17 protein-coding genes and 1 pseudogene are annotated in these 22,308 nt (G+C 72.9%); 10 read left to right on the top strand and 8 right to left on the bottom strand.

Annotated elements, in window-relative coordinates; genetic code table 11:
* Nucleotides 1-17: 17 nt before the first annotated feature.
* The 5 genes from JHAT_RS01480 to JHAT_RS01460 all read right to left on the bottom strand — a co-directional run bounded on the left by JHAT_RS01480 (nt 18) and on the right by JHAT_RS01460 (nt 7,965).
* Complete coding sequence (locus JHAT_RS01480) at nt 18-968, bottom strand: alpha/beta fold hydrolase (RefSeq protein WP_077796169.1); 951 nt, start codon at nt 966-968, stop codon at nt 18-20.
* Nucleotides 965-1,453, bottom strand: a complete 489-nt coding sequence (locus tag JHAT_RS01475) for a phage holin family protein (RefSeq protein ID WP_077796168.1) — start codon at nt 1,451-1,453, stop codon at nt 965-967. Before JHAT_RS01475 ends, JHAT_RS01480 begins: the two co-directional genes overlap by 4 nt.
* 102 nt (nt 1,454-1,555) lie before the next feature.
* Entirely contained in the window at nt 1,556-2,980 is a 1,425-nt protein-coding gene (nhaA, locus tag JHAT_RS01470; protein ID WP_077796167.1) for a Na+/H+ antiporter NhaA, read from the bottom strand.
* Between the two features lie 233 nt (nt 2,981-3,213).
* Nucleotides 3,214-5,169, bottom strand: coding sequence for an acetate--CoA ligase (gene acs, locus JHAT_RS01465; protein WP_077796166.1), 1,956 nt, complete (start codon nt 5,167-5,169; stop codon nt 3,214-3,216).
* Between the two features lie 216 nt (nt 5,170-5,385).
* Nucleotides 5,386-7,965 (bottom strand): SulP family inorganic anion transporter, encoded by a 2,580-nt coding sequence (locus JHAT_RS01460; protein WP_077796165.1) that lies wholly within the window; start codon nt 7,963-7,965, stop codon nt 5,386-5,388.
* A 368-nt stretch (nt 7,966-8,333) separates the two neighbouring features.
* Between JHAT_RS01460 and JHAT_RS01455 the strand changes: the two genes are divergently transcribed.
* Nucleotides 8,334-9,611: a hypothetical protein gene (locus tag JHAT_RS01455; protein ID WP_077796164.1), complete on the top strand. Its 1,278-nt coding sequence runs from the start codon at nt 8,334-8,336 to the stop codon at nt 9,609-9,611.
* 3 nt (nt 9,612-9,614) lie between these two features.
* Here the strand turns inward: JHAT_RS01455 and JHAT_RS01450 are convergent, their stop codons facing one another.
* Nucleotides 9,615-10,595 (bottom strand): ATP-binding protein, encoded by a 981-nt coding sequence (locus JHAT_RS01450; RefSeq protein WP_171990695.1) that lies wholly within the window; start codon nt 10,593-10,595, stop codon nt 9,615-9,617.
* A 111-nt stretch (nt 10,596-10,706) separates the two neighbouring features.
* Between JHAT_RS01450 and JHAT_RS01445 the strand changes: the two genes are divergently transcribed.
* Nucleotides 10,707-11,531: a Fic family protein gene (locus tag JHAT_RS01445; protein ID WP_077796162.1), complete on the top strand. Its 825-nt coding sequence runs from the start codon at nt 10,707-10,709 to the stop codon at nt 11,529-11,531.
* Nucleotides 11,532-11,866: 335 nt separating this feature from the next.
* Here JHAT_RS01445 and JHAT_RS01440 read toward each other — a convergent pair whose 3' ends face one another.
* Complete coding sequence (locus tag JHAT_RS01440) at nt 11,867-12,700, bottom strand: HAD family phosphatase (protein ID WP_077796161.1); 834 nt, start codon at nt 12,698-12,700, stop codon at nt 11,867-11,869.
* A gap of 668 nt (nt 12,701-13,368) precedes the next feature.
* Here JHAT_RS01440 and ssd point away from each other — a divergent pair.
* The 7 genes and pseudogenes from ssd (at nt 13,369) to JHAT_RS01405 (ending at nt 19,191) form a co-directional block, all read left to right on the top strand.
* Nucleotides 13,369-14,496: a septum site-determining protein Ssd gene (gene ssd / locus JHAT_RS01435; RefSeq protein WP_077796160.1), complete on the top strand. Its 1,128-nt coding sequence runs from the start codon at nt 13,369-13,371 to the stop codon at nt 14,494-14,496.
* A gap of 503 nt (nt 14,497-14,999) precedes the next feature.
* Nucleotides 15,000-16,277 carry a TadA family conjugal transfer-associated ATPase gene (locus JHAT_RS01430; RefSeq protein WP_375603540.1) on the top strand — a complete coding sequence of 426 codons (1,278 nt, stop codon included), beginning with the start codon at nt 15,000-15,002 and terminating at the stop codon, nt 16,275-16,277.
* Nucleotides 16,264-17,133: a type II secretion system F family protein gene (locus JHAT_RS01425; RefSeq protein ID WP_077796159.1), complete on the top strand. Its 870-nt coding sequence runs from the start codon at nt 16,264-16,266 to the stop codon at nt 17,131-17,133. Before JHAT_RS01430 ends, JHAT_RS01425 begins: the two co-directional genes overlap by 14 nt.
* A complete protein-coding gene (locus tag JHAT_RS01420; protein WP_077796158.1) occupies nt 17,130-17,927 on the top strand; it encodes a type II secretion system F family protein in 798 nt (265 codons plus the stop codon). Before JHAT_RS01425 ends, JHAT_RS01420 begins: the two co-directional genes overlap by 4 nt.
* Nucleotides 17,928-18,027: 100 nt before the next feature.
* A complete protein-coding gene (locus JHAT_RS01415) occupies nt 18,028-18,255 on the top strand; it encodes a DUF4244 domain-containing protein (protein ID WP_077796340.1) in 228 nt (75 codons plus the stop codon).
* Nucleotides 18,242-18,634 (top strand): annotated as a pseudogene (locus tag JHAT_RS01410) (TadE family type IV pilus minor pilin); the annotation flags it as partial. The gene JHAT_RS01415 and the pseudogene JHAT_RS01410, both read left to right, overlap by 14 nt.
* A 113-nt stretch (nt 18,635-18,747) precedes the next feature.
* Complete coding sequence (locus JHAT_RS01405; RefSeq protein WP_253195367.1) at nt 18,748-19,191, top strand: Rv3654c family TadE-like protein; 444 nt, start codon at nt 18,748-18,750, stop codon at nt 19,189-19,191.
* A gap of 104 nt (nt 19,192-19,295) precedes the next feature.
* Here JHAT_RS01405 and JHAT_RS01400 read toward each other — a convergent pair whose 3' ends face one another.
* Nucleotides 19,296-21,818 carry a DEAD/DEAH box helicase gene (locus JHAT_RS01400; RefSeq protein WP_253195366.1) on the bottom strand — a complete coding sequence of 841 codons (2,523 nt, stop codon included), beginning with the start codon at nt 21,816-21,818 and terminating at the stop codon, nt 19,296-19,298.
* A gap of 82 nt (nt 21,819-21,900) precedes the next feature.
* On the opposite strand from JHAT_RS01400, the gene bldG reads away from it, so the two are divergent.
* Entirely contained in the window at nt 21,901-22,242 is a 342-nt protein-coding gene (bldG, locus tag JHAT_RS01395) for an anti-sigma factor antagonist BldG (protein ID WP_003975386.1), read from the top strand.
* The last annotated feature ends 66 nt before the right edge of the window (nt 22,243-22,308 follow it).

Raw genomic sequence — 22,308 nt, 5'->3', positions numbered from 1 at the left:
CGGATGCGTCCGTTCGGTCACCGATCGGGTTCGGGGTCCTTCAGCCAGTTGATCAGTTCGGTGGAGAAGGTGACCGGATCCTCTTCGTGCGGGAAGTGCCCGAGTCCGTCGAACAGTCGCCAGCGGTACGGCGCTTCGACGTACTGTCCGGATCCCGCCGCGCTCCGCGTCCGCATCACCGGGTCCAGCGAACCGTGCAGATGCAGCGTCGGCACCCGCACCGGCCGCTTCATGCGGCGGTAGAACTGGATGCCGTCGGGGCGGGCCAGGGAGCGGACCAGCCAGCGGTACGGCTCGACGGAGCAGTGCGCCGTGGACGGGATGCACATGGCCCGGCGGTAGACCTCCACGGTCTCGTCGTCCGGCAGCCGCGGCCCCGACCAGTCCTGGAGCAGCCGGCCGACCAGCGCGCCGTCGTCCGCGGTCAGCTGCCGCTCCGGGATCCAGGGCCGCTGGAAGCCCCAGACGTAAGAGCCCGCCCGGGTCTGGCGGACGTCCCCGAGCATGGCGGAGCGCCAGCGCCTCGGGTGCGGCATCGACGACACCGCGAGCCGCCGCACGAGCTTGGGGCGCATCGCCGCGGCCGTCCAGGCCAGGTAGCCGCCCAGGTCGTGGCCGACCAGCGCGGCGTCCGGCTCGCCGAGCGAGCGGATCACGCCGGTGACGTCCAGGGCGAGGCCCGCGGGGTCGTAGCCGCGCGGCGTGCGGTCGCTGCCGCCGACGCCGCGCAGGTCCATGGCGACCGCGCGGAAACCGGCGTCGGCCAGCGCCGTCAGCTGGTGGCGCCAGGTCCACCAGAACTGCGGGAAGCCGTGCAGCAGCAGCACCAGCGGTCCGTCGCCGAGCTCGGCGATGTGGAAGCGGGCGCCGTTGGCGGCGACGTCCCGGTGGGTCACGTCCCGCCCGCCGGGGATGCCGGGTCGTACGACCGAGGTGGATTGCGCCGATGGAGTGGCCGGGTCCGTCATGAGGACGAGCGTGCCACAGCCTCGATGGCCTCGGGGGACCGGTCGGCCGGGAGCTCCGGACGCGGGTGCGGCTTGGCGTTCTGCAGGACGCCCGCCGACTGCTTCACCGAGGCGGCGACCTTCTGCGGACCACGGCCCTTCTTGGCCTTCTTGGCGAAGGAGACGCCGATCAGCGCGAGGAGGCCGGCGATCAGGACGTTCGCCGCGAAGGACAGCAGGAAGCAGACCGCGAGGTTCCAGCCGCTCCAGGTCCGGATCCCGTAGGCCAGGGCGAAGTTCAGCATCGGCAGCGAGAACACCAGGAGCAGGCCCGCCAGCGAGAAGGCGCCGCCGCTGGTCGCCCCGCGCTTGACGTCCTGCTTCAGCTGGGCCTTGGCCAGCGCGATCTCGTCGTGCACCAGCGCCGACAATTCGGTGGTCGCCGAGGCGAACAGCTGGCCGATGCTGCGTTCGGTGCCGACCGGGCTGCCGTCGGGTGCGCTCATCGCGGTCTCCCTCTCCTGCTGGCTTGCTGCGTACGGTTCCGTTGCGGTCGTCGTCTTCTGTCCGATCGCGAACGGTCTCGTCTTTTGTACCGTCTCGTCAGATCATGCCGGACCGCCGCCCTCCTCGCCTGCCCCGTCCGGCACTTCGGCAAGCCGCGCGGCCTCCTTCTCCTCGGCGATCCGCCGGTGCTCGGCGGCCTTCCGCTCGTAGAGGGCCGCCATGCGCAGGTGGTACGCCGGGTCGTCCTCCTCGTAGACGTCCGGCACACCGCTGAGGTCGTCGTCGCGTTCCTCGTTCTCGACCAGGCGGCGGTACTTGGCGTTCCGGATCTTCAGCAGCACGGTCGCCACGGTCGCCGCGATGAGCGATCCGGTCAGGACGGCGGCCTTGACCTCGTCGGTCGTCGCCGCGTCGCCCTCGAAGGCCAGCTCGCCGATGAGCAGGGAGACGGTGAACCCGATGCCGGCCAGGGTCGCCACGGCGAACACGTCGGCCCAGGCGAGGTCGTCGCTGAGCGAGGCCCTGGTGAAACGCGCGGTCAGCCAGGTGCCGCCGAAGATGCCGAGCGTCTTGCCGATGACGAGCCCGAGGACGACGCCGAGGGTCTCCGGCCTGGTGAACACGTCGGCCAGCGCGCTGCCCGACAGGGACACGCCCGCGCTGAACAGCGCGAACAGCGGTACCGCCAGGCCGGCCGACAGCGGGCGCACGAGGTGCTCGATGCGCTCACCGGGGGAGTGCTCCTCGCCCTCACGGGTGTGGCAGCGCAGCATCAGGCCCATCGCGACGCCGGCGATGGTGGCGTGGATGCCGCTGTTGTACATCAGGCCCCAGACGACGAGGCCGAGCGGGACGTACACGTACCAGCCGCGCACGCCCTTGCGGAGCAGCAGCCAGAAGACGACGAGGCCGACGGCCGCGCCGGCGAGCGCGGCGAAGTTCAGGCCGTCGGTGAAGAAGACCGCGATGATCAGGATGGCGAAGAGGTCGTCGACGACGGCGAGGGTCAGCAGGAAGGCGCGCAGGGCGCTGGGCAGGGACGTGCCGATGACGGCGAGCACGGCGAGCGCGAAGGCGATGTCGGTCGCGGTGGGCACGGCCCAGCCGGCCAGGGAGCCGCCGCCCACGACGCCGGTCAGCGTGTAGACGACCGCCGGTACGGCCATGCCGCACAGGGCCGCCACCACGGGCAGCGCGGCGGCCTTCGGGTCCTTGAGGTCGCCGGCCACCAGCTCCCGCTTGAGCTCGATCCCGGCGACGAAGAAGAAGACGGCCAGCAGTCCGTCCGCCGCCCAGTGCGCGACGGACAGGTTCAGGCCAAGGGCCCCGGGGCCGAAGTGGAAGTGGCTGACGCTCTCGTAGCTGTCGTGGAGCGCCGGGACGTTCGCCCAGATCAGCGCGGCGACGGCGGCGGCGAGCAGCAGGACTCCGCCGACGGTCTCGGTGCGCAGCGCGTCCGCGAGGTAGGTCCGCTCCGGGAGGGACAGCCGGCCGAAGGCCTTGCGGGGGGTGTGGGGCGACGTCACGGGGGGACCTCCGGTCGATGGGCAGCACGGAACACGTGCCGACCAGACTTCCCGGCGCACCATGAGGAGTCAGTGGTGACTCCTCGGTGTTCCTTAGCCTACCTAACGGACCGCTCCCGCGCGAACGGGCGGCGGTACCCGCGCCCCGGACGCCCCGTGCGAAGGGGCACCCGGCGGTCTCCCGCCGGGTGCCCCCGGTCAGCCGGTCCGGTCCCGCGGACCGGTCCCGTGGATCAGTCCTCGCCGGGTGCCGCCGGGAGCTTGTCCTGGATGAGCTGCATGACGCTGCTGTCGGTCAGGGTGGTCACGTCACCCAGGGCGCGGTTCTCCGCGACGTCGCGCAGCAGGCGGCGCATGATCTTGCCCGAGCGGGTCTTCGGCAGCTCGGCCACCGGCAGGATCCGCTTGGGCTTGGCGATCGGGCCGAGGGTGGCGCCGACGTGGTTGCGCAGGTCCGCGATCAGGTCCTCGCTCTCCGCCGCCGTGCCGCGCAGGATCACGAACGCCACGATGGCCTGGCCGGTCGTCTCGTCCGCCGCGCCGACCACGGCCGCCTCGGCGACCGAGGGGTGGGAGACGAGCGCCGACTCGACCTCGGTGGTGGAGATGTTGTGCCCGGACACGAGCATCACGTCGTCCACGCGGCCGAGCAGCCAGACGTCGCCGTCGTCGTCCTTCTTGGCGCCGTCCCCGGCGAAGTACTTGCCCTCGAACCGCGACCAGTACGTGTCGATGAACCGCTGGTCGTCGCCCCAGATGGTGCGCAGCATCGACGGCCACGGCTCGGTGAGGACCAGGTAGCCGCCACCGCCGTTGGGCACCTCGTTCGCCTCGTCGTCGACGACGGTGGCGCTGATGCCCGGCAGCGGGCGCTGGGCGGAGCCCGGCTTGGTCTCGGTGACGCCGGGCAGCGGCGAGATCATCATCGCGCCGGTCTCGGTCTGCCACCAGGTGTCGACGACGGGGGTGGCGTCCGCGCCGATGGTCTTCCGGTACCAGATCCACGCCTCGGGGTTGATCGGCTCGCCCACCGAGCCGAGGACGCGCAGGGAGGACAGGTCGAACTTCGCGGGGATGTCGTCGCCCCACTTCATGAACGTCCGGATCGCGGTGGGCGCGGTGTAGAGGATCGTCACGCCGTACTTCTGCACGATCTCCCAGAAGCGGCCCTGGTGCGGGGTGTCCGGGGTGCCTTCGTACATCACCTGGGTCGCGCCGTTGGCGAGCGGGCCGTAGACGATGTACGAGTGCCCGGTGACCCAGCCGACGTCGGCGGTGCACCAGTAGACGTCGGTCTCCGGCTTGAGGTCGAAGACCGCCCAGTGCGTGTACGCCGTCTGCGTGAGGTAGCCGCCGGAGGTGTGCAGGATGCCCTTCGGCTTGCCCGTCGTGCCGGACGTGTACAGGATGAACAGCGGGTTCTCGGCGTCGAACGCCTCCGGCGTGTGCTCGGCGGACTGCCGGTCGACGGTCTCGTGCCACCACTTGTCGCGGGAGTCGTTCCAGGCGACGTCCTGGCCGGTGCGGCGGACGACGAGGACGTGCTCGACGTTGCCGGCGCGCTCGACCGCCTCGTCGACGGCGGGCTTGAGCGCGGAGGGCTTGCCGCGCCGGTAGCCGCCGTCGGAGGTGATGACGACGCGGGCGTCGGCGTCCTGGATGCGGGTCGCGAGCGCGTCGGAGGAGAAGCCGCCGAAGACGACCGAGTGGGCGGCGCCGATCCGGGCGCAGGCCAGCATGGCGATCGCCGTCTCCGGGATCATCGGCATGTAGACGGCGACCCGGTCGCCCTTGCGGACACCCAGCTCCAGCAGGGCGTTCGCGGCCTTGGAGACCTCGTCCTTGAGCTGGGCGTAGGTGATGGCGCGGCTGTCGCCGGGCTCCCCCTCGAAGTGGATGGCGACGCGGTCCCCGTGGCCGGCCTCGACGTGGCGGTCGACGCAGTTGTAGGCGACGTTGAGCTTGCCGTCCTTGAACCACTTGGCGAACGGGGGGTTCGACCAGTCCAGGGTCTCGGTCGGCTCCTGCGCCCAGGTCAGTCGGCGGGCCTGCTCGGCCCAGAAGCCGAGCCTGTCAGCCTTGGCCTGTTCGTACGCCTCCGCCGTGACGTTGGCGTTCGCGGCCAGGTCAGCGGGCGGCGCGAAGCGTCGCTCCTCCTTCAAGAGGTTGGCCAAGGAGTCGTTGCTCACGACATCTCCCTTTCTCAGGGTTGTCCGTTGTGTCCCAGGCCACACCTCATCAGACCCGGGGGGCCGGTGACAAGGGTCGGCGGACAATTGGTTTAGACCTGTCGGGTCGCCCGCCGACTCCGTGGCCAGTGGTCATCCGTACCCACGGGCACCGACGGTGCGGGGTTCAGCGTGTGTAACGCCTCTCACACCCCGCACCGTCGGCGGTCGTACGGTTCAGGCGGTCAGGTCGGTCTCCCGTACCAGCTCGAACCGCCCGGCCCCGTCCTCCTCGGTGAGCAGGTACGCCTGGGCCTCGCCCACGTGGAAGTACATGCCGTGCAGTTCCAGCTCCCCGTCGCCCAGGGTCCGGGACACCGACGCGTGGGCGCGCAGGTGCTCCAGCTGCTGGACCACGTTGGCCAGGCAGAGCTGCTCGGCCGCGTCGACGGGCCGCCGTCCCGCCAGCCGGATCCAGGAGTCCTCGTCCTCGGACAGGCGCCGCAGGCTGGGCACGCCGTGCCGCAGCCACCGCTCGAGCGGCGTCCTCGCGCCCCCGGGCCCGGTGTTGAGCAACGCCTGCACGGCACCGCACCCCGAGTGCCCGCACACCGTGATGGACCGCACCTTCAACACGTCCACGGCGTACTCGATCGCGGCGGCGACCGAGTCGTCCCCGTTCTCCTCGCCGGGCAGGGGCACGAGGTTGCCCACGTTGCGCACCACGAAGAGGTCGCCGGGGCCGCTGGAGGTGATCATCGACGTGACCAGCCGGGAATCGGCGCAGGCGAGGAACAGCTGGGAGGGCTGCTGTCCTTCGCGCGCCAGCCGGGCCAGTTCACCGCGCACCAGCGGGGCGGTGTTGCGGTGGAACGCGCTGATGCCGCGTGCCAGGTCGCGTGCGCTGGACCCGAGCGGTCCGCCGAAGCCGCCGAAGCCGCCGAAGCCGCCGAAGCTGCCAGGCCCGCTGGTCCCGCCAGGGCCGTCGGCCCCGCCGGACCCGCCAGAGCTGCCGGCCTCGCCGGCCTCGCCGGTTCCGCGGTGGCTGCCGGGGGCCGTCGGCTCGCCGGTCCCGGCGGCCCCGGTCGTGCCCTCGACACCGCCGGCCCCGCCGGCCCCGCCGGGACCGCCGGTCCCGGACCGCTGGTCGCCGTCGGAGCGCCGAGCACCGCCGGGCGGGGGCGCGGGGGCCGTCTGCGGGCGTTCGCACTGGTGGTTGCGCCAGGGCGTCCAGGGGTGGCAGCGGCAGCCGCCCGGACCGGCCGGCTCGGAGATGCGGAGACCGGGGCGGCGGCCGGTGATCTCGACGGAGCCACCCTGTGCGGCGTGCGTCTTCTGCCAGTCCTGCAGCGTCTCGTACGCCGCGTGGTCCATGAACGACCCGTCCAGCTCCACGACGGCATCCGCTCCGTGGGGCACGTGGTGCAGGACTCTGCTGAGCCGTGGCACCGCCAGGAACGTCAACTGGCCCCGGACCTGTACGTGATGGACTCCTTCCGTTTCGGTGTGTGTGATGCGGGTGCGGGTCAGCCGGTGCAGGGCGACACCGACGGCCACGGCGATGCCCAGGGCGACGCCCTCCAGGACGCCGAGGAACACCACGCCGCAGGTGGTGACCGCGTAGACCAGCACCTCACGGTGGCGGGTCACTGTGCGGATGTGGTTCAGGGACACCATCTTGAGGCCGACGGCCATGACCAGGGAGGCGAGCGCGGCGAGCGGGATGAGCTCCAGGGCCGGGACCATCAGCAGCGTGGCGATCACTACGAGAACGCCGTGCAGCATCGTGGAGTTCCGGCTGACGGCACCCGCGTGCACATTGGCGGAACTGCGCACGGCCACACCGGCGATGGGCAGACCGCCGAGCGTTCCGGAGACGACGTTGGCGGCGCCCTGGCCGAGCAGTTCGCGGTCCAGGTCGGACCGCTCGACGCGGCGGGCCGGACCCGGCCGGGCGGCGACGAGCTTGTCGACGGCGACCGCACCCAGCAGGGACTGCACGCTGCACACGAGCGTGGTGGTGAGGACGGCGGCGACGAGGCCGAGCACCGGACCGTCGGGCAGCGCGGCCAGGGCGTGGCTGCTCCAGGACGGCAGGTCGACCTTGGGCAGCCGGAGTCCGGCGAGTGCGGCGACCGCGGTGGCACTGGCCACGGCGACCAGGGCGGCGGGCACCTTGCCCAGGAGCTGCCCGACGCGGCCGGGCAGGCGGGGCCAGAGCAGCAGCAGGGTCAGGGTCAGCACGCTCACCGCCAGGTCGGCGGGCTGCGCGTTCGCCAACTGGGCTGGCAGTGCGCGCAGGTTGTCGGGGACCGCGCTCTGCGGGGTGCCGCCGAGGACGATGTGCACCTGGGCGACGGCGATGGTGATGCCGATGCCGGCGAGCATGCCGTGCACGATGGCGGGGCTGACGGCGAGGGCGGTACGGGCCACCCGCAGACAGCCCAGACCCAGTTGGGCGAGCCCGGCGAGAACGGTGATGGCACAGGTCGTGCGCCATCCGTAGCGCTGGATGAGGTCGGCGGTGACCACGGTGAGTCCCGCCGCGGGCCCGCTGACCTGGAGCGGGCAGCCGCCGAGCCGGCCGACGACGATCCCGCCCACCGCGGCGGCGACGAGGCCGGCCTGGAGCGGTGCGCCGGTGGCGAGGGCGATGCCCAGGGAAAGGGGGAGGGCGATCAGGAAGACCGCGATCGCGGCCGAGAGGTCGGCGCCCTCGACGCGGAAGCGCCCGGGGCGGCCGTGCGGCGGACTGTGGGGTGGGTGGACGTGCTTGGTCCGGGCCGAATCGGCGCGGGCGGGGACGCAGGCTGACATGTTTCCCGTCTCCTCCGGGGCTGTGCGGTCGCGGTCAGGGGCCCCCGCTCGGCGGAGGCGGTTCGCGGCCGGGGATCACGGCGTACAGCGGCGGGATGCTCGAGCACTCTCCGAATGCATTCATGAATGCACCCATGAATGCGCTCGGTAAACGGATCGTAATTCAGAGTAAAAGGAAGGCATAGATTTTTCGCGCAAATGGAGTAATGGGCGGCTCTGGAGAGTGAATCAGTCTTTTCATCGGCTTGTCGTATTAATTCCTTCTCGGTCTCGTGCCACCTTGACGGCGCTGACGGCACATCCCGGTACAGCACCCGACATCGCCCTCGTCGGCGTTGGCCCGAGAGAAGGAAGAAGGTGGGCGGAACATGGCCGCCACCCGCAGGATCGCCGCGCGCGCCGTGGTCGCCGCGGTCTGCGCCGCGTCGTTCGCCGGCTGCGCGATCGGCAGCAGCGGCAACCATTCCGATCAAGGGGCGCACGGCCCGCAGAAGGAGAAAGGGGCGCCGGCGCCCGGGAGCGCGGTGCGGCTGATCGGCGACGGCTCGACGGCGTACACCGGCGCCCAGCCGTATCTGCCCCGGCCCGAGCGTCTCAAGCCCGGTCAGAAACCTCCGCAGTTCGTGGTGTTCTCGTGGGACGGGGCCGGCGAGGACAGCCAGAAGCTGTTCTCCCACTTCCGGAAGGTGGCCAAGGAGAACAACGCCACCATGACGTATTTCCTGAGCGGCGTGTACCTGCTGCCGGAGGAGAAGCAGGACCTGTACCAGCCGCCGCAGCACTCCCCGGGCCGCTCGGACATCGGCTTCAACGACGAGGAGGGCATCACCGACACCGTCGCGCAGCTGCGGCAGGCGTGGCTGGAGGGCAACGAGATCGGCACCCACTTCAACGGTCACTTCTGCGGCGCCGGGGGTGGTGTGGGCGAGTGGTCCGTCGAGGAGTGGAAGAGCGAGATCGACCAGGCCAAGCAGTTCGTGAAGACCTGGAAGACCAACACCGGCCTGAGGGACGCCGCACCGCTGCCCTTCGACTACGACAAGGAGTTGATCGGCGCCCGCACCCCGTGCCTGGAGGGCCAGGAGAACTTCATGAGGGCCGCGAGCCAGATGGGCTTCCGCTACGACAGCAGCGGCGTGAACAACCAGGTCTGGCCCAAGAAGAAGCACGGGCTGTGGGACCTGTCGATGCAGCTCGTCCCGTTCCCCGGGCACTCCTTCGAGCAGCTCACCATGGACTACAACTTCATGGTCAACCAGTCGGGCACCGCCACCCAGGGCGACCCCGCCAAGCACGAGTTCTGGGGTGACCAGATGCGCGACGGCCTGCTGCAGGGCTTCCAGCGGGCCTACGACGGCAACCGCGCGCCGCTGATCATCGGCAACCACTTCGAGTCGTGGAACGGCGGCACCTACATGCGGGCCGTCGAGGAGGTCGTCGAGAAGGTGTGCACCAAGGAGGAGGTGCGCTGTGTCTCCTTCCGCCAGCTCGCGGACTGGCTGGACGCCCAGGACCCGAAGATCCTGAAGAAGCTGCGCACCCTGGGCGTCGGCGAGGCCCCCGAGAAGGGCTGGGCGTCCTTCCTGTCGGCCGCCCCCGCGCCGGCGCCGAAGGGCGTGCCCGGAGCGCCGGCGGCCGGGCGGTAGGCGTCACGCCGGGGTGACGACCTCCTCGCCGAGGACGAACCCGGGGTCGACCTGCGCGGCGAGGTCGACCCCGGTTCGCTCGTCGCCCCAGCTCCGGGCGTTCTTCAGGTGGAAGTGGACCATCTGGCGCGTGTAACGCTCCCAGTCCCGCAGCTCGTACGTCGCGTCGACGGCCGTGTGCAGCGCCCGCAGCGCCCGGCGGTTGGCGTCCTCCAGGAGCTCGAACCGTGGCGGGCGGCCCTTCTCCATGGCGCGCACCCAGTCCGAGTGCCCGACGGTCACCAGCAGGTCCTCCCCGACCTCCTCGCGCAGGAAGTCGAGGTCGTCCTGCCCCTGCACCTTGTTGCCGACGACCTTCAGGGCGACACCGAAGTCGCGGGCGTACTCCTTGTACTGGCGGTAGACGGAGACCCCCTTCCGGGTCGGCTCGGCGACGAGGAACGTGATGTCGAAGCGGGTGAACATCCCGGAGGCGAACGAGTCCGAGCCCGCCGTCATATCGACCACGACGTATTCGTCACGGCCGTCGACCAGGTGGTTCAGGCACAGCTCCACCGCTCCGGTCTTGGAGTGGTAGCAGGCGACTCCCAGGTCGGCTTCGGTGAAGGACCCGGTGACCATCAGACGGACGGTGTCGCCGTCGAGTTCCACCGGCCGGGCGCAGGCCTCGTAGACCGGGTTGTCCTCGCGTACCCGCAGCAGCCGTGAGCCGTCGCCGGGCGGCGTCGTCTTGATCATCGTGTCGGCGGAGGCGATGCGCGGATTGGTGCCGCGCAGGTGGTCCTTGATCAGCGGAAGGTGGTCGCCCATCGCGGGCAGCCCGGCCGCTTCCGCCTCGTCGAGGCCCAGCGCGGCCCCCAGGTGCTGGTTGATGTCGGCGTCGATCGCGACGACGGGTGCGCCGGTGGCGGCGAGGTGGCGGATGAACAGGGAGGACAGAGTGGTCTTGCCGCTGCCGCCCTTCCCGACGAAAGCAATTTTCATGTTCACCAAGGGTAGTGGTCTGGTAGCTGTAAGTGGCACGGGATCCCGGAGATGCGTGAAGAAGACCACTCATTCGTGGGGTGGGGCGTCGGGGTGCGTAGGGTCGTACCTATGAGTACGACAGGCGCGACCGCCGATCCGCTCGCGGCCCTGGGCTCGCTGCCCGGTGTGGCCGAGACCGTGGAGTCCGTACGCAAGGCCGTGGACCGGGTCTACGGTCACCGGATCATGCGGCGACGCAGCAACGAGATCACGTCCGAGGCGGCGCTGCGCGGCGCCCGGGGCTCGGCGGCGCTGTCCGGTGCGGACTGGGCGCTGGAGGAGGTGCGCCGCCGGACCGACTTCAGCGGCGACGACGAGGCGCGCACGGTCGGCGCCGCCCTGCGGCTGACCGCCGAGGCGGGCCAGTTGCTGTCCATCTGGCGTCAGTCCCCGCTGCGGGTGCTGGCCCGGCTGCACCTGGTGGCGGCCGCGGACAAGGACGACCAAGTGGGGCGGCCGCGGCAGGAGGGCGAGCCGGTGCGTGAACCGCTCGTCGAACTGCCGCTGCCGAGCGCCGCCGAGGCGCACGGCCGCCTGGACGGCCTGGCCGAACTGGTCATCGCGGGAGGCTCCGCGCCGGCGCTGGTCACCGCCGCCGTCGTGCACGGCGAACTCCTGGCGCTGCGCCCCTTCACCTCGCACAACGGCCTGGTCGCGCGTGCGGCCGAGAGGATCGTCCTGATCGGCAGCGGTCTGGACCCGAAGGCGGTCTGCGCCGCCGAGGTCGGACACGCCGAGCTGGGACGGGCGGCCTACCTGGCGGCACTCGACGGTTACGTCTCCGGCACCCCCGAGGGCATGGCCGCCTGGATCGCGCACTGCGGCCGAGCGGTGGAACTGGGGGCCCGCGAGTCGACGGCCGTCTGCGAGGCGCTCCAGCGCGGGGCGGCCTGAACGGAAACCGGCGGCGCGACGAAATGCGGCGGTACGAGAATTCGTACCGCCGCTGGCATGCTCACCGGGTTACCAAGCGTCCTCGATATATGCCCATCAGGTCGGGACTTTGCCCGTCACCTGGTGCGGCTGGCCCGTAATCGACGGGTCGACGTCGCGTGGGTGCCCGGTGTTCATGCTCGGTCCGTGGGGCCAGATGCGTTGTGAAGGCGATCCTTTCGGATGTCCTTGGTCTCGCGGGCCGTTGAGTCCTTTGTACTCCTGACCGGAAGCAAGCGGAAGCCCTTGCCGCACTTCTTTACTTCTACGGTCAAACACGGGTGAAAGGGTTGTCGTCAGGCCACCGCCGCCCGGCGTCGGCTCGCGTACCAGACGAGGCCCGCGGTGGCCGCCGCGGCGCCTATCGCGGCGGCGGCGACCAGTGCCGGGCGCGGCGGCACGGCGAAGCCGGGGATCCGCTGCTTGAGCCGTACGGGCCGGTGGAACTCGAGAACCGGCCATCCGCGCGCGAGCGCCTCGCGCCGCAGGGCGCGGTCCGGGTTGACGGCGTGCGGGTGGCCGACGGTCTCCAGCATCGGCAGATCGGTCGCCGAGTCGCTGTACGCGTAGCAGCGGGTGAGGTCGTACCCCTCGGACGCGGCCAGTTCGCGGATCGCCTCGGCCTTGGTCGGGCCGTACGCGTAGTACTCCACCTCCCCGGTGAAGCAGCCGTCGTCGCCCACGACCATGCGGGTCGCCACCACCCGGTCCGCGCCCAGCAGCTCGCCGATCGGTTCGACGACCTCGGCGCCCGACGTGGAGACGATGACGACGTCACGGCCGGCGGTGTGGTGCTCCTCGATCAGGGACGCGGCCTCGTCGTAGATGATCGGGTCGATCAGGTCGTGCAGCGTCTCGGCGACGATCTCCTTGACCAGCTGCACGTTCCAGCCGCGGCAGAGCGCGGACAGGTACTCGCGCATCCGCTCCATCTGGTCGTGGTCGGCGCCGCCCGCGAGGAAGACGAACTGGGTATAGGCGGTACGCAGGGCGGCCCTGCGGTTGATCAGCCCGCCTTGGTAGAAGGACTTGCTGAAGGTGAGTGTGCTCGACTTCGCAATGACCGTCTTGTCCAGGTCGAAGAAGGCCGCGGTACGGGGCGAGGAGTGGTTTTCCACGACCCCGAGCATAGGCGCAGCCCATTCGGCGTAAGGTGGGGCGTGTGGGTTTGCCTGAGAGGGCTCTCGGGTACACCATGGAAGTCACGGATCGTTCGCGACCGTGCTAACCCGGTCCGACTCCTCCCCCCCCGAGTCGGCCGTGGAGACGACCCCCGCTCTCCCCCCCGGCGGGGGTCGTCGCATGTCCGGGTGGGTTTTCCTTTCCGCTGGTGGCGCGGTCGGCGCGTCCGGACGGTGTGCGTCCATGCGTTTGTCATGCTCATGATTTATGACTGTGGGTGGTTGTCGAGCTGCGCTGCGGGAGCTGTGTGCAGGGTGCGCCGGGACGGTTCCGGACTCACCGGTATGGGTGACGGCGATATTCACAGCGTCCGTGCCCTCCACAGTTATTGACCAAGATCCACACGTTTTCGCGGATCGCTGCACCGTGATTCCACGCGTTCGGGCCGCGACCACTCATGGCCGGTTCGCTTTGCCGGACGCATATGGCCGGTTTCCGGTTCTTCACACGGTTCGGAGAGGCGGGCCTCGGGATCACGGGACCGCGGACCGCGGACCACGCGAGCAATGGCGAGCGGTGAAGCGAAGAAGCGGGCCGCGACAAGGCGACGACGCGACAAGGCGATGACGCGACGACGCAGGACACGACGTAGGACACGACGAAGGGGGACACGGTCATGACCGGGACCGTCACACACGATCCGCCGCCCGCCGCCGGTGGGCGGCAGAGCGGCCCGCTGATCGTCACCGAGGACACCGACCTCCTCGACGACCTGCTGCGCCTGTGCGCGGCGGCGGGCGCCACACCCGAGGTGCACCACTCGGTGCCCGGGGAGCCCTCGGTGCCCGGGCGGCGCGGCAGCTGGGAGACGGCGCCGCTCGTCCTGGTGGGCGACGACGCCGCACGGCGCGTACGCGGGGCCGTGCGCAGACGGGGCGTGGTGCTGGTGGGCCGCGACCAGGACGACTCCGGGGTCTGGCAGAGGGCCGTCGAGATCGGCGCCGACCACGTCCTGATGCTGCCCGACGGTGAACAGTGGCTGGTCGACCGCATCGCCGACGTCGCGGAGGGCGTCGGCCGGCCCGCCCTCACCGTGGGTGTCATCGGCGGCCGGGGCGGTGCCGGAGCGTCCACGCTGGCCTGCGCCCTCGCCGTCACCTCCGCCCGTCAGGGGCTGCGCAGCCTGCTGGTGGACGCCGACCCCCTGGGCGGCGGACTCGACGTCCTGCTCGGCGGCGAGACGGCCGAGGGACTGAGGTGGCCCGCGTTCGCGTCCTCACGCGGGCGGGTCGGCGGGAGCGCCCTGGAGGAGTCGCTGCCGGAGCTGCACTCGCTGCGTGTCCTCAGCTGGGACCGGGGGGACTGCCTCACCGTGCCGGCCCAGGCCGTACGGGCGGTCCTCGCCGCGGCGCGGCGCAGGGGCGGCACGGTCGTCGTCGACCTGCCGCGCCGGATCGACGACGGGGTCGCGGAGGTCCTCGCCCAGATCGACGTCGGACTGCTCGTCGTCCCGGCCGAACTGCGCGCCGTCGCGGCGGCCGGACGGGTCGCCTCCGCGGTCGGCATGGTCCTGCGCGACCTGCGGGTCGCGGTGCGGGGCCCGTACGCGCCGGGGCTCGACGACCGCGAGGTGGCCCGGCTGCTCGGGCTGCCCCTGGTCGGTGACGTGCCCGTCGAGGCCGGGCTGCTGCGGGTGACCGAGGGCAAGCGGCCGCCGGGCGGAGCCGGACGCGGGCCCCTGGCGCGCTTCTGCCGGGAGTTCTGGGAGCGGGCGCTGGCGGCGGAGACGGGCGGTGCGGCATGAGGACGCCGACGGGTGCCGACGCCGCGGTGGGCGAGGGCGTGCGGGCCGGTGCGACGGACGGTGCGGACCGGCCGACCATGGGACTGACCTTCGGTTCGGCCGGATGGCCCCCGGAGGTGACGGGGCTGGTGGGACGGCCTGCGGGGGCGACCGCGGGGGCTGGTCCCGGGCAGCCCGCCGGGGCGGGCACTGGGGCGGCGTCCGGGCGACCCGCCGGGGTGGGCGCTGGGGTGGCACCCGGGCGGCCCACCGGGGTGAGCCCTCGGAAGGCGTGGAGGCGACCAGCGTGGGCGGCCACGGGGATGGGGCCCGAGCAGTCCCCGGGGCCGACCGCCGGGTCGTGCGCGAGGGCGGAGGCGGGGGCCGCCACGGGGGTTGCTCCGAAGCCGTCCGCCGGTGCGGCCTCCCGGGTGACCACCGGGCCGGCCCGGTGGCAGATGCCGGGCGCTTCGAGGACGTTCCCGGCCCCGGTTTCCACGGTGACGCCGGTCCCGGCTTCCGCGATGACGCCGACGCCGGCTTCCGCGGTGACGCCGGCCCCGGCTTCCGCGGTGGCCCCGGGGGCCGGTCCCGGGACGGCCCCGGGGTCTGCCTCCGGGCTGCTCGACGGCGTGCGGCGGTGGCTCGCCGAGAGCGGGGCGGAGCCGACTCCCGCGCGCGTGGCACAGGCGCTGCGGGAGCAGGGGCGCGTGCTGGGGGATGCCGAGATCCTCGGTGCCGCCGAGCAGTTGAGGTCGGAACTCGTCGGCAGCGGACCGCTGGAACCACTGCTCGCCGACCCGTCGGTGACCGACGTACTGGTGTCCGCGCCGGACAGGGTCTGGGTGGACCGGGGCGGCGGCTTGGAGCTCACGCCGGTCGCCTTCGCGGACGCCGGAGCGGTGCGGCGGCTCGCGCAGCGCCTCGCCGCCGTCGCCGGGCGCCGGCTCGACGACGCCCGGCCGTGGGTGGACGCCCGGCTGCCCGACGGCACCCGGCTGCACGCCGTGCTGCCCCCGGTGGCCGTCGGCTGTACGTGTCTGTCGCTGCGGGTGGTACGACCGCGCGCGTTCACGCTCGACGAGCTGGCGGCGGCCGGCACCGTACCGCCCGGAGGGGACGGCGTGCTGCGGGCGCTCCTGCGGACCGGGCTGTCCTTCCTCGTCAGCGGCGGCACCGGCAGCGGGAAGACGACGTTGCTGAGCGCGTTGCTCGGACTGGTCGGCCCCGGTGAACGGATCGTGCTCGCCGAGGACTCGGCGGAGCTGCGGCCGGACCATCCGCACGTCGTCCGCTTGGAGACCAGACCCGCCAACCAGGAGGGCGCGGGCCTGGTCACCTTGGAGGACCTGGTGCGGCAGGCCCTGCGGATGCGGCCGGACCGGCTGGTCGTCGGCGAGGTGCGCGGACCCGAAGTGGTCCACCTGCTCGCCGCGTTGAACACCGGCCACGCCGGGTGCGGGACCGTGCACGCCAATGCCGCCGCCGACGTACCCGCCCGACTGGAGGCGCTCGGCACCGCCGCCGGGTTGGACCGGGCGGCCCTGCACAGCCAGCTGGCGGCAGCCCTGTCGGTCGTCCTGCACCTGGAGCGGGACCGGGCGGGGCGGCGGCGGATCGCCGAGGTGCACGTACTGGAACGGGACCCGTCGGGCCTGGTGCGGACGGTTCCGGCGCTGCGGTGGGGCGCGGAGGCGTTCGTCGCCGAGCGCGGGTGGGGGCGACTGCGGGAACTGCTGTGCGGTGAAGGGCTCGGGACACGCCCCGCGGAAGGGAGGCGAACAGGTGATGGGCACGGGTGAACTGACGACGGCCGCCGCCTTGGCGTGTCTGGGAACGGGGGCGTGGCTGACGGCCGGGTGGCACTCGGGGGCCCGGCGCGCGCGGGTACTGCTCGCGGGCGGCGGGACGGTCGGGACCGGGCCGCTCACGGTGCGCCGGGTGAGGGACGGGCTGCGGCAGGTCCGCGGTCGGCTGCGGGGCGAGTGGTGGTCCCTGGCGGCCGGGCTGGTGCTGGCGGTACTGGGCGCCTCGGTGCTTCCGGTCGTCGCGGGGGTGGCCGGGGTGCCGGTGCTGCGGAGAGTGCGGCTGGCCGGTCGGGAACGGCGGGACCGGGAGCGGCGGCAGGACGCGGTGATCGCGCTGTGCGGCGCGCTCGCCGGGGAGGTGCGGGCGGGACGGCAGCCGGGCGAGGCGCTGCTGTGCGCCGCCCACGACTCGGGAGGACTCGGCGACGCACGGGCGGGGGTGCTGGCGGCGGCCAGGTTCGGCGGGGACGTACCGGCCGCGCTCGTCGCGGCGGCACGCCGGCCGGGCGCCGACGGGCTGCGGGGCCTCGCGGCCTGTTGGCGGGTGGCCGTCGACCAGGGCGCCGGACTCGCGGCTGGGCTCGAACGGCTGGAGGGCGCGCTGCGCGCCGAGCGGGACCAACGGGCCGACCTGCGTGCTCAGTTGGCGGGTGCCCGCGCCACGGCGGTGATGCTCGCCGGCCTGCCGGTGCTGGGCCTCCTGCTCGGTGTCGCCCTCGGTTCCGACCCGTTGCACGTGCTGCTGCACACCGCAGGGGGTCTGGGCTGTCTGCTGGCCGGCGCGGTGCTGGAGGGCCTCGGGGTGTGGTGGGTCTCCCGGATCGTGCGTGCGGCGGAGGCGGCGGCGTGAACGGGGACGTGGTCCACCGGCTGGGGGTGGTGCTGGGGGCGGTGCTGGTCGTCGGGTGGTTGGTGGGCCGGGCCGACGCCGTGCGGCGGGAGCGGGCGGTGCGCAGGCGGCTCGCGCTGCTGCTGGTCCCGGTGCCGGCCCGCGCCGGTCCACGGCGCGGCGAGGTGCTGGACACCGCGCGCAGGTGGCTGCCCCTGGTGGGGACGGCGGGGGCCGGATGGGTCCTGGTGGGCGGCGTCACCGGTGCCGTGGTGGGGCTGACCGTGGCGGCGGCGCTGTGGCGCCGCCACGCAAAGCGGTCGGCCGCCGGACCGGCCGCGCAGGAGGCCGTCGCCGTGGAGGCCGCGCGTCAACTGCCCCTGGCCGCCGACCTGCTGGCGGCATGCGTCGCGGCGGGCGCCGGCCCGGTGATCGCGGCCCGGGCCGTGGGTGACGCCCTCGGCGGGCCCGTGGGGGACGCGCTGGTGCGCGGCGCCGCGGAAGTACGGCTCGGTGGTGAACCGGTCGGTGCCTGGCGCGGGCTGGCCGCGCTGCCGGACGCCGCTCCCCTGGCGCGGTTGCTGGAACGCGCCGACGTGTCCGGCCTGCCCGCCGCAGGGCCGGTTGCCCGGCTCGCCGCCCAGGCCCGTGCCGACCGGGCGCGCGCCACGACGGTCCGCGCCCGCCGGGCGGCCGTCATGGTCACCGCGCCGGTGGGGCTGTGCTTCCTGCCCGCGTTCGTCGCGGTCGGCGTACTGCCGGTGGTGATCGGCCTCGCGGGCGGGGTGCTGGGCGCTGGAGGGAGTGGTGGGTGACGGGGCGGAACGGAATGGCATGAGGCCGGCGGGCGAGTGCCCGGCGGACGAGCGAATGACGAACGAGTGAACGACGGAACCGGACCTCACGGGGGTTGTGATGAATCGACTGGTACGGGCACGGCTGCGTGCCCTGGTGCGCAGGGCACGTGCGGCGTGGCGGTGGACTGCGCTGCGGCGGGACACGGGAATGGTCACTTCCGAGTACGCGATGGGCATCGTCGCGGCGGTGGCGTTCGCCGTGGTGCTCTACAAGGTGGTGACGAGCGGGGCGGTCAGCGCGGAGCTCCAGGGCATCGTGAAGAAGGCCCTCGATGCGCGGATGTGAGCGGCGGGCGGGGCCGGGGGCCCGCGGGAGAGCCGACGGGGGGTTCGTGACCGCGGAGACCGCCGTGGTGCTGCCCGTGCTCGTGGTGTTCGCGATGGCGCTGGTGTGGGGCCTGCTGGTCGTGGCCGCCCAGATCCAGTGCGTGGACGCCGCCCGCACGGGGGCCCGCGCGGCGGCCCGTCAGGACCCGGCCGACGCGGTCGTCCGGGTCGCCCGGGAAGCGGCGCCGCACGGCGCGCGGGTCACCGTCACCCGGGAGGCGGACCGCGTCCGCGTGGTGGTCGTGGCCGCACCACCGATGCTGCACGGCCTGCCCTTCGAGGTACGGGAGGAGGCCGTGGCCTCGGTCGAGCAGGCGGTGGGCCCGACCGGGGACGGTGCGGGTGGTCCCGCGGTGGACCCGCCTGCGGAACCGGCAGCGGAGCCGACGCCGGGGCCGGAGCCGGACCGGACGGCCGACACGCCGGTGGGCGAAGAGACGGGGGCGGGACCGTGAGGAGCGGCTTCTCGTTCCGCCGGGTGACCGGCCGGTACGCGCCCGGGAGGCGTGACCAGGGGTCCGCGACCGTCTGGAGCGTCGGTGCCATCGCCGTCCTGTGCCTGGTGTTCGGCGTCGTGCTGGCCCTGGGGCAGGCCGTCGTGGTCCGGCACCGCGCGGCCGGCGGGGCCGACCTCGCGGCGCTCGCGGCGGCCGACCACTGGTCGCTCGGCGCCACGGGGGCCTGTACCCGGGCGGACCGGATCGCGCGGGCCCAGGGCGTGCGGCTGGTGCGGTGCGCGGTCATCGGCCAGGTCTCGGACGTGACGGTGGCGTCGGGCCGGGGTCCCTTCGGAGCGGAGATCCGGGCCCGGGCCGGTCCGGCGGGGGCGGACGTGGTGGCCGGGGCGAGACCGGTTCCGGCGGCGGAGTCGGCGGTCGCGGCCCCCGCGGGGTGAGTCCGTGGTGCCGCCTCGGAGACGGTGCCGCCTCGGAGACGGTGCCGCCCCGGAGACGGGACGGCACGGCGCGACGGGACGGCGGGACGGCGGCTGCTCGACGCCTATCGCGCCTCCGTCCCGGTCTCCGCATCCGCGCCCGTCTCCACCTCCACCTCCACCTCCGCGTCCGCCTCCGCCCCAGCCGCTCCCCGCAGCAGCGTCGTGAGCAGGCGTACCGCCCCCCGCTTGTGCAGCGGATCGTTGCCGTTGCCGCACTTGGGGGACTGGATGCACGACGGGCAGCCGGCGTCGCACTCGCAGGAGGCGATGGCCTCCCGGGTGGCCGTGAGCCAGGCCCGGGCCGTGTGGAAGGCGCGCTCGGCGAAGCCCGCACCACCCGGATGGCCGTCGTACACGAAGACCGTCGGCAGCAGCGTGTCCGGGTGCAGCGGCACCGACACGCCGCCGATGTCCCAGCGGTCGCACGTGGCGAACAGGGGCAGCATGCCGATCGACGCGTGTTCGGCGGCGTGCAGGGCGCCGCCGAGGATCTCCGGACCGATCCGGGCCTCGTCGAGCTGGTCCTCGGTGACCGTCCACCACACCGCCCGCGTGCGCAGGGTCCGCGGAGGGAGGTCGAGCCTCGTCTCGCCCAGGACCTCACCGGTGATCAGACGCCGGCGCAGGAAGGAGACCACTTGGTTGGTGACCTCGACGGAGCCGAGACACAGGCGGCCGTCGCCCCACGGCACCTCGACGTCGGTGTCGAGGACGGAGATCGACGTCGTGTCGCGGGCCACCGTCGAGTACGACGGCGTGGCCTGTTCGACCAGGGCGACGGAGTCCTCCAGGTCCAGGGACCGTACGAGATACGTGCGGCCCTGGTGGAGGTGGACGGCGCCCTCGTGGACGGTCGTGTGGGCGGCACCGGCGTCCACCGTGCCCAGCAGCCGGCCCGTCCCGGCCTCGACGACCTGGACCGGGCGTCCGCCCTCCCCGCGGATGTCGGTCAGGTCGGCGGCCCGCTCACGGCGCGTCCAGTGCCAGGCCCGGGTCCGCCGGCGCAGCAGCTTCGCGGCCTCCAGCTGGGGGAGGAGTTCCCCCGAGGCGGGGCCGAAGAGCTCCAGGTCGTCCTCGGTCAGGGGCAGCTCGGCCGCGGCGGCGCACAGGTGGGGGGCGAGGACGTACGGGTTGTCGGGGTCGAGCACGGTGGATTCCACCGGTTGGTCGAACAGGGCCTCCGGATGGTGGACGAGGAAGGTGTCCAGCGGGTCGTCCCGGGCGACGAGGACCGCCAGCGCCCCCTGCCCGGACCGGCCCGCCCGCCCGGCCTGCTGCCACAGCGACGCCCGGGTGCCCGGGTAGCCGGCGATGACCACGGCGTCCAGGCCGGAGACGTCGACGCCGAGTTCGAGGGCGTTCGTCGCCGCGAGACCGAGGAGTTCACCCGAGTGCAGGGCACGCTCCAGGGCCCGGCGTTCCTCGGGGAGGTAACCGCCGCGGTAGGCCGCCACGCGCCGGACGAGCGACCGGTCGGTCTCGGCCAGGCGCTCCTGGGCGATCACCGAGATCAGTTCCGCGCCGCGCCGGGAGCGTACGAAGGCGATCGAGCGCATGCCCTGCACGGTGAGGTCGGTGAGCAGGTCGGCGGCCTCGGCGGTGGCGGTGCGGCGGACGGGTGCGCCCTTCTCGCCCTCCAGTTCGGTCAGCGGCGGCTCCCAGAGGGCGAACACCAGCTCACCGCGCGGTGAGGCGTCGTCGGCGACCTCGACCACCGGCAGCCCGGTGAGCCGGCGGGCCGCCACCGAGGGCTCGGCGGCGGTGGCGGAGGCCAGCAGGAACACGGGCGACGCGCCGTAGCGGGCGCACAGACGGCGCAGTCTGCGCAGGACCTGCGCGACGTGGGAGCCGAAGACGCCGCGGTAGGTGTGGCACTCGTCGACGACCACGTACTTCAGCGACTTCAGGAAGGAGGACCAGCGGGGGTGGGACGGCAGGATCCCGCGGTGCAGCATGTCCGGGTTGGTGAGGACGTAGGTGGCGTACTGGCGGATCCACTCGCGTTCCTCGAACGGCGTGTCGCCGTCGTACACGGCGGTCCGCACAGATGTGCCCAACGGCCGCGCGAGTTCCTTCACGGACCGGCACTGATCGGCGGCCAGTGCCTTGGTGGGGGCCAGGTAGAGGGCGGTGGCGCCGCGCCCGTTGGGGGCCTCGGAGCCGTCCAGGAGCGTCGACAGGACCGGCACCAGATAGGCCAGGGACTTGCCGGAGGCGGTGCCGGTGGCGACGACCACCGAGTCGCCGTCCAGGGCGTGTTCCGCCGCCCGTGCCTGGTGGGCCCAGGGGTGTTCGATGCCCGCGGCCTGCACCGCCGCGACGACCTCCGGGCGAATCCGGTCCGGCCAGACGGCATGACGGCCCGCACGCGGGGGCAAGTGCTCCGTATGAGTGATGCGCGCAGCCCGGTTCGGTCCCGCGGCGAGCCGGCCCAGGACCGTGCCCGGATCCGGCCGGGAGCCGGGCCCCGTCGGGGGTCGATCGGATCGGTGATTCTCGGCCATCGGCACCGAGTGTGTCACTGGCGTGACGGACAATGGGACCAAGGCGTCGTGCACGCCTGCCGGTAAGTGATTGAATGCCATCGCGGCTGGCGAACCGTCCTGGGGGCTTCAAGCCGAGGTGTCCCGAGGGACGACCGCTCGATAGCAAGGTGCTGGAGGATCCGTGGACCTGTCCCTGTCGACCCGTACCGTCGGCGATCGTACGGTCGTCGAGGTCGGTGGCGAAATTGACGTATACACCGCGCCCAAGCTGCGCGAGCAGCTGGTCGAGCTGGTGAACGACGGGAGTTTCCACCTCGTCGTCGATATGGAGGGCGTGGACTTCCTCGACTCCACCGGGCTCGGCGTGCTGGTCGGCGGACTGAAGCGGGTGCGTGCCCACGAGGGCTCGCTGCGCCTGGTCTGCAACCAGGAGCGCATTCTCAAGATCTTCCGTATCACCGGCCTCACCAAGGTGTTCCCCATTCACACCTCGGTCGAGGAAGCGGTGGCGGCCACCGACTGACGACCGGTCCCGGGCCGCGGGCCCGGGACGACCGAACCAAGGAGGGGCCAGGCTGTCGGCGGCCCG

The organism is Streptomyces sp. JHA26 (genome assembly GCF_002005565.1).
In the GTDB taxonomy this organism is placed as follows: domain Bacteria; phylum Actinomycetota; class Actinomycetes; order Streptomycetales; family Streptomycetaceae; genus Streptomyces.
Note: the sequence above shows the minus strand (reverse complement) of the source record. Positions and strands in the feature narration are given on the sequence as shown.